The 5,818-nt window shown below is 47.4% G+C and carries 5 protein-coding genes; 3 read left to right on the top strand and 2 right to left on the bottom strand.

Annotated features, from left to right (window positions below; translation table 11 throughout):
- Window positions 1-3,207: sigma 54-interacting transcriptional regulator (locus VN105_RS02875; RefSeq protein ID WP_325637731.1), on the bottom strand; the 3,207-nt coding region annotated here is incomplete at its 3' end.
- 223 nt (window positions 3,208-3,430) lie between these two features.
- Between VN105_RS02875 and VN105_RS02870 the strand changes: the two genes are divergently transcribed.
- From VN105_RS02870 to VN105_RS02860, 3 genes are read left to right on the top strand one after another with little or no spacing between them, the layout of a single operon-like run.
- Complete coding sequence (locus tag VN105_RS02870; protein ID WP_325637729.1) at window positions 3,431-3,841, top strand: SMI1/KNR4 family protein; 411 nt, start codon at window positions 3,431-3,433, stop codon at window positions 3,839-3,841.
- Between the two features lie 34 nt (window positions 3,842-3,875).
- Entirely contained in the window at window positions 3,876-4,589 is a 714-nt protein-coding gene (locus VN105_RS02865; protein WP_325637727.1) for an EcsC family protein, read from the top strand.
- A gap of 16 nt (window positions 4,590-4,605) precedes the next feature.
- Window positions 4,606-4,935: a hypothetical protein gene (locus tag VN105_RS02860; protein ID WP_325637725.1), complete on the top strand. Its 330-nt coding sequence runs from the start codon at window positions 4,606-4,608 to the stop codon at window positions 4,933-4,935.
- Window positions 4,936-4,954: 19 nt separating this feature from the next.
- On the opposite strand, the gene VN105_RS02855 is transcribed toward VN105_RS02860, so the two are convergent.
- Window positions 4,955-5,764, bottom strand: coding sequence for a class I SAM-dependent methyltransferase (locus VN105_RS02855; RefSeq protein ID WP_325637723.1), 810 nt, complete (start codon window positions 5,762-5,764; stop codon window positions 4,955-4,957).
- Window positions 5,765-5,818 lie beyond the last annotated feature (54 nt).

The raw sequence follows: 5,818 nt of genomic DNA, 5'->3' as shown, positions 1-5,818 counted from the left end.
ACTGACGAAGTAATCTGCTTTTGACATCTTTAGTTTTTTCATCTTCGAATGCAGGGTAGTACCTGGAATTTCAAGTATTTCGGCGGCGCCCCCGATACCGGAAATTTTTCCGCTGCATCGCTTCAGTACTTCAATGATATGGGTGCGTTCCATTTGCTCCAGTGTTCTTGCAGAAACGGGTACGGTTTGTCCCTCTTGCCCGTCCTGCCTGCGCTGGGGCAGATGTATTTCTTTGAGTATATCATCTTCACTGAGCAGGATGCCTCTTTCAATCTGGTGTTCCAGCTCCCGCACATTACCGGGCCAGTCGTAGCTTTTCAGTTGTTTCAATACGCTGGCCGATATGCCGGTGACCTTTTTCCCGATGTTCTTACTGAACTTGGCAATAAATGCCTTGGCAAGAGGCTCAATATCTTCCAGCCGGTCGCGCAGCGGAGGCAGGTGAATAGGGAATACATTTAAACGGTAGTAGAGGTCGGATCTGAAGCGGCCTGCCTGTACCTCTGCTTCCAGGTTACGGTTGGTGGCTGCAATAATGCGTACATCTATCCTGATGGTATTCTTTCCGCCCACTCTTTCCAGTTCGCGTTCCTGGAGTACGCGTAATAATTTTACCTGTAGTTCCAGCGGCATCTCGCCAATTTCATCCAGGAAAAGGGTGCTGTTATTGGCAAGCTCGAATTTGCCGATACGCCTGTCTATAGCCCCGGTAAATGCCCCTTTTTCATGCCCGAACAATTCGCTTTCGATGAGATGGGCAGGCAGGGCGGCGCAGTTCACTTTTACCATCAACTTGCTTTTACGGGGAGAGGCATTGTGAACGGCGCGTGCAATCAGCTCCTTCCCGGTGCCGGTTTCGCCCAGCAGGAGCACGGTGGATGAAGATGCTGCCACCTGCGTCATCAGCCGGTATACTTTCTGCATTTGTACGCCATTACCCACTATCTCTGAAAAATTATAGATTGTTTTGATCTGCTCTCTCAGGTAGTCGTTTTCATTTTCCAGCTTTTGTTTGTAGGCCAGTACTTTTTCATTTGCGCGTATATTGGAAATGGCAATGGAGATTTGTGCGCAGATGCCTTTCAGGATGGTAAGATTCACTTCATCCATCAGCAGCCAGAGCGTACCGAGATTGGTATTGCCCGCGCGTAACGGCGCCCCGAAAGCGCTTTTCAGCCCTGTGTTTTTCCAGAATATCACCACCGGGTTATTATTGCCGTTCGCTACTTCTTCTTCCACGTTAAAAATAACAGGTTCGTCGTTTTTGAGTACCCTTGCATTTAATACATCGTGTATGTCGATACTCCGTGAGGCAACTTCCCTGAACCCGGTATTTTCTTTTTCAAACATGCTTTCATCCACCATATAGGGACTGAGTGTAACGCCGTCGTCTTCTATTACCCGGATGATGGCGAGTTTAATGCCAAGTACATGCTTCAGCACATTTGATATAGCGCGTTGCAGGTCATCTTTTGAACGCAGGGCGGCAATGTCGCGGCTAAATTCAAGAAGGAAGGTTTGTTCCCGTTCACGGCGCAGTATTTCATCGTTGGCGATGATGTTGTACATCGCGATGGAGATCTGTGCGCATATGCCCTGCAGCAGCGGCATGTTTATTTCTTCGAGGCCCAGCCACAAAATGCCCAGGGTTACATCCCCGGTACGGAGGGGCGTACCGATAACGGTTTTGAATCCTATCTTTTTCCAGAGCGGCAGGTAACGCGCGGTATGATCACCACGGTTGATCTCCGTATTTACGCTGAAGAACAGGGGGATGGCGCTGTTCAGTACCCTGTTCTGAAGCCCGTCGTTGACAGGCAACTTTGCCGTAAGCATCTCCCTTACCAGTTCATCTTCACTTGTTACCATACTTTCATCATAAATATAGGTGGTGGAAGTTAACTGGTCTTCGTTGATCCTGCGGATCACATAGCCATTCAGTGCATCCAGTTTTTTCAGGCTTTTATGTACGGCTTTGGCCAGGTCGGCCTTGCTTCTTACCGCCGCAATGTCGTTGCTGAAATCCAGCAGGAATGACTTTTCATTTTCCCGTTTCAGGATCTCTTCATTGGCAGAAATATTGCTCACCGCTGCAAACAGCTGGCTGGAAATACGGTTCACGATATTAACGGCTTCCGTGTTAAAGGTGCCTGCCTGGTTAGCGAACAGCATCAGGCTGTATTGTGAAGGGCTGTTGGTGCCGAGGATCTTTATGATCATTTCACGGGCGCCGGCTTCGTAATGAAGCCTGAACCAAAGCGGGGTATTTTCGGGTTCAAAGGATTGCATGTCAAACACCAGGGGTTTGTAGTACAAGGAGGCAACGTCGTAGATGCCATCTTCCGCGGGGGAGGTCATGCGGAGCACGTCTCCGTCGTCTGTTAGCTCTTTCAGCTTTGATTCCGCATCGATCAGGTAAGCCTTATAATATGCTTCCTTTTCATTCATGACGGTGATCATACTGCCGGAGAAAGGAACGATGTCCCTGAGCCCCGAACTGATTACTTTAAGGAGCTGTTGCCGGTCTCTCACCTTTACCATTTCATTACTCAGCGACAACAGCACTTCGTTGATGGATTCGGCATGACTCATCGCTTCATTCTTTTTGATATTGGCCACTGCACTGGAAATCTGCGGAGCGATGCTGGTGATGAGGTTGATAAATTCTCCTGTGAACCCTTCCGGATCTTTGGTGTAGATGTGCAGGAAGCCGATGATCTGGTCATTGTCTTTCAGCGGCGTCATTAAAAGCACCCTGATACCCGCTTCGTAATTCACTTTGAGGAACACAGGGCTTCCGGGAGCATCCACAATGTCTTCCATTTTGTAAAGGGTAGGCTCTCCGTTTATCAGTACTTTCTGGATAAAGGGTTCATACAGGGGAAACCGGGCTTCCACCAGCATGGGATATAGCTGATGGCTTTGAATGGGAGACGATTCGGGGTCGAGCAGGAAGGGGGTATACGTTCCCGCTTCATAGTCGATAAGCGTAACAATGGTATGGGAGAAAGGGAACATTTCCCTGATCTTGGAAGAAAAGATAGTGATCAGGTCGGTTTTCTCCCGGACCTTTGTAATTTCATTTCCCAGTTCCAGGAGTATACGGCGTTCTGCTTCCAGTAAGCTGATACGGTTGTTCATTTCCCCCGCGCCGGTGTGAACGGGGAGGGGAGCGGGGGCAATAGTAGTGTTTTTCATTTTTTTCATACTGAAATCGACAGATGGTTAAAGTGAGTATGTTGTATAATATAACAATCGATAACCGGTATTTGGACAAAATGTTATGAAATATTTTTATTGTCGGTATGACAATAGGTAGAAAGGACTGGTTACCAGTGCCTGACTCCGGAAAAAAACAGCGCGCAAAAGTTAAAATAGCATTAATGACAATTCCGGGCGGAGAGAATAAGGTTCGCGTTATATTAGCCGTATGGAAAACAGTATTATTGAAATATGCCGGCAATGGAGGCATGAAAAGATCCAGCTAAATCCCAGGGCTTCTCCTGATTTAATTTCGGAGGTGGAAGCCAGCATTGGATTTACGTTTCCAGCAGGATTTAAAGAATTGTATATCGAAGTAAATGGTTTTTCTGACTGTGACTGGAGAGAAAATATGTTTTCAATCTGGCCGGTTGAAAAGATCCTCGAAGAATATAGGGGCCGCACTGATCATGAGTTTATAGGGTTCTCAGATTTCTTAATTCATAGTCATGATATTGGGTTTCTTAAGAGCCAGCCTGGTGTTTTTAAAACATACGATGGCGAAACGTATGTTTTTGTTGCTGCATCTTTCCTGGATGCTGTTAAGTTGATAAATGCCGATTCCGCTCTGATCTATTGATAAAAGCCCCCCGAATTTTGTGTAATTTCCCGTTATGTTATATGAACAGCGAATGAGTGTGGAGCTGGAACTCTGGCAGCATAAAATGCGTGCCCGGCCGTCTATGTTTGACCGGGTGTCGAAATCAGTGCAATCCCGGGTTAACCGTATTATTCCGCAGAAGGTGCATGATGCGGTTACAGTTACTATTAAGCAGATGGTAAGGGGTGTGCTGTTCGGCGCTACCTATACTGCACCGGCGAAGCCTGTTTTTGCATCTATGTATGATATGGAAGAAGCGGTGCTTCGCCGGGTGGATGTTTACCGGAAAACGGCAGCCGCCGAGGGCGGTATCACCGGCGCAGGCGGCATCCTGCTGGGCCTTGCGGATTTCCCGATCCTGCTGGGCATGAAGCTGAAACTGCTTTTTGATATCGCTGCCTTTTATGGCTTTGATGTAAAAGATTACAAGGAGCGCCTGTATATTCTTTATATTTTCCAGCTGGCTTTCAGCAGCCAGGAATACCGGAGGAATGTATTTGAGCAGATGGTGGACTGGAAAGAGAAAAGCAGCCAGCTGCCGGAGGATATTCATAGCTTCGACTGGCAGCAATTCCAGATCGAATACCGTGATCATATAGACCTGGCAAAAATGGGACAGTTGCTTCCCGTAGTAGGGGCGGCGGTAGGCGTGGTAGTGAATTACCGTTTAATAACGAGGCTGGGGAACACAGCGATGAATGCTTACAGGATGAGGATATTGGAGTGAAATAATACATTTAATAATGACAAAAAACGATTGGGTCACAAAAGAAAACCTATTGCCTTTCCTTCTTATTTTATCACACGCATCCTCATACAGTTTTTGTGAAAGCGACCGGGAGGCCATTGAATACGGGTTAATGGGAACCTCGGACGAGGACAACATTTGGTTTGAGTACAAACTTACCGGAGAAAAAGTGATTTCCCTCCGGCTTGCAAAAGATCCGGAAGATGACCTGGTTTTTTATAAACTGGAGTATCCTGATGATATGGAGGAGAATATTGAATTAGCAGGTTATATAGTAAGCAGCTTTTACCTCCAGCCAAGGGTGCATGGCATATGGAAAGCCTAATGCCCGCAAAGTATTGATCTCATTTCCTCCCAATCCCCGCCAGCGCCCTCAGCTCAAACTCAAACGCCCCCGCGCCAAATTCCCTGGTAAGCCGCTGCTCCAGCTCTTTTGCTACCTTATCAAATGCCCCCGGCGCCTTTTCTTTCACCTGTCTGCCCAGCGGATGTTGCAGGAAGTAGCTGTTCACAATATGTTTCGGTGAATCAGCGCGTCCGTTAAATTTCAGGAACACCACCTTGTGGTTCCTGAAACCCGCCTGTTCCAGGTAAGTGTTTAACAGTTGAGGATCATGTAACGCGAATGGCGTGTGAAAGCGTGTTGTATCTTCGTCTTTAAACAAGGGCAGGATCATATCTTCTATCAGCAGTTTAAACAACAGCATATTCGGGATTTTATCCCAGGTGGTGAACACAAAGTGACCACCGGGTTTTAATACGCGCGCCGCTTCCTTTAAGCCGGCTTCCTTATCCGGAAGGAACATTAACCCGAACTGGTTTACCACCAGGTCAAACGACTGATCCGGGAAAGGTAATTGCTGCGCATCGGCCAGCTGGAATGTGATAGACGGATCATTCAATTGCTGCTGCGCTATTTCCAGCATATCCGGGTTGATGTCTGTAGCAACCAGACTTTCTGCTGCCGGAAAACTTTTCCGGAGATGTTTGGTGAGCCTGCCGGTTCCGGAGGCTGTTTCCAGGATAGTATGCACCGGGAACGTGCTGATGTGCGATAATAACGCCCGGGCGGCAGGTTCAAAAACAAGGGGCCCCAGGTGCTCCTCATAGTTGGCGGCATCGTTGCCGGCTATTTTATATACTTCTTCACCCATAGTATTTATTTATATAGTAAAATAACATTTTATTTTCTGCCAGACAATTATAAG

The sequence above is a fragment of the Chitinophaga sp. genome (assembly GCF_035564935.1).
Classification (GTDB): domain Bacteria; phylum Bacteroidota; class Bacteroidia; order Chitinophagales; family Chitinophagaceae; genus Chitinophaga.
This window is presented reverse-complemented; position numbering and strand designations above follow the sequence as displayed.

Coding starts and splice junctions, on each gene's coding strand:
- VN105_RS02870 (WP_325637729.1), top strand. CDS start 3,431: ATGGAAAACAGTATTATTGAAATATGCCGGCAATGGAGGCATGAAAAG.
- VN105_RS02865 (WP_325637727.1), top strand. CDS start 3,876: ATGTTATATGAACAGCGAATGAGTGTGGAGCTGGAACTCTGGCAGCAT.
- VN105_RS02860 (WP_325637725.1), top strand. CDS start 4,606: ATGACAAAAAACGATTGGGTCACAAAAGAAAACCTATTGCCTTTCCTT.
- VN105_RS02855 (WP_325637723.1), bottom strand. CDS start 5,764: ATGGGTGAAGAAGTATATAAAATAGCCGGCAACGATGCCGCCAACTAT.